This is a genomic window from Rhodococcus sp. EPR-147 (assembly GCF_001647185.1).
GTDB lineage: Bacteria > Actinomycetota > Actinomycetes > Mycobacteriales > Mycobacteriaceae > Rhodococcoides.
Map to the genome: position 1 here is coordinate 1 of NZ_LVCU01000229.1, position 1,278 is coordinate 1,278.

The window sequence follows — 1,278 nt, forward strand, 5'->3', positions numbered from 1 at the left end:
AGATCTCGCTGACCGTCGGGTACGACGGCACCGCATGCCACAGGTCGTCGAGCGACACCTTGCCGACCACAGCGACAGTGGCGGCATGCACCAGCTCCGCCACACCCGGTCCGACGAAGGTCGCGCCCACGATCGTGTCGGTGGCGCGGTCGATCACCAGCTGCGCCCGCCCCGAGTAATCGTCTTGCTGCAGAGACGAGCCCGCGACGGCGATGTCCTGGGCCACGATCTCGACGTCGATGCCTTCCTCTCGGGCCTTGGCCTCTGTCAGTCCGACGGATGCCACCTCGACCGGCGTGAACACCACCTGGGGGATCTGGCCGTGATCCGCTGATGCGCGGAATCGCTTGCTGTTCAGCGGCTTGCCGTCGGCCTTGGCGGCAATGACGTCCCCGGCCACTCGGCCCTGATACTTGCCCATGTGCGTCAACGGAGCTCGGCCGTTGACATCGCCCACCGCGTAGAGCCAGTCGTGGCCGGGAACGGTCAGATGGTCGTCCACGTCGATGTAGCGCCCGTCCTCGAGTCCGAGGCTCGACAATCCGAGGTCGGAGCTCGCCGGAGTACGTCCCGCAGCAACGAGCACTTCATCGGCGACGATCTCGCTGCCGTCGACGACGAGACGGATAGTGCCCCCGTGGATTCGGCCGATTCCGGTGTCGACCGGGTTCTCTCGTGACACCGACTCGAGGGAGGCGTCGAGCATGATCTCCGCGCCTCGCCCCTTCAGAGCCTCGGCAACGAGTTCGCCTGCGAACGGCTCGGAACCGGCCAGCAGCGACGATCCGCGCACGATCATCGTGACCTTCGCTCCGAGCGAGAGCAACCAGGTTGCCGCCTCCGTGGCGACGACGCCACCGCCGATCACCGCGATGTGACCGGGCGTCTCGTGAATGTTGGTGGCATCACGGGAGATCCACGGCAGGGCATCGCGCAGGCCGGGTGTGTTCGGTACGGATGCGGTAGTTCCGGTGGCGAGGACGACTGCGTGACGGGCTGTGAGCGTGCGGCCGTCGACCTCGACGGTTCTCTCCCCGGTGAGGCGACCGTGGCCACGGATCACCGAGATGCCGGCCGACTCGGCCCACGCCACCTGCGAGGAGTCGTCGAGACCGTGGGTGAAGGATTCGCGTCGGGCCAGGACGGCGTCGGCGTCGAGGGGTTGATCGCCCACCAGTTCCTTGACGCCCGGCATATTTCGCGCGGTGTCGAGAACCTCGCTGGGGCGCAGCAGTGCCTTGCTCGGCATGCATGCCCAATAGGAGCACTCACCACCGA

1 protein-coding gene is annotated in these 1,278 nt (G+C 67.0%); it reads right to left on the reverse strand.

Translation table 11 applies throughout. The annotated features are described in order from the left end of the window. Positions 1-1,278: dihydrolipoyl dehydrogenase family protein (locus tag A2J02_RS11240; RefSeq protein WP_068050117.1), on the reverse strand; the 1,278-nt coding region annotated here is incomplete at both ends.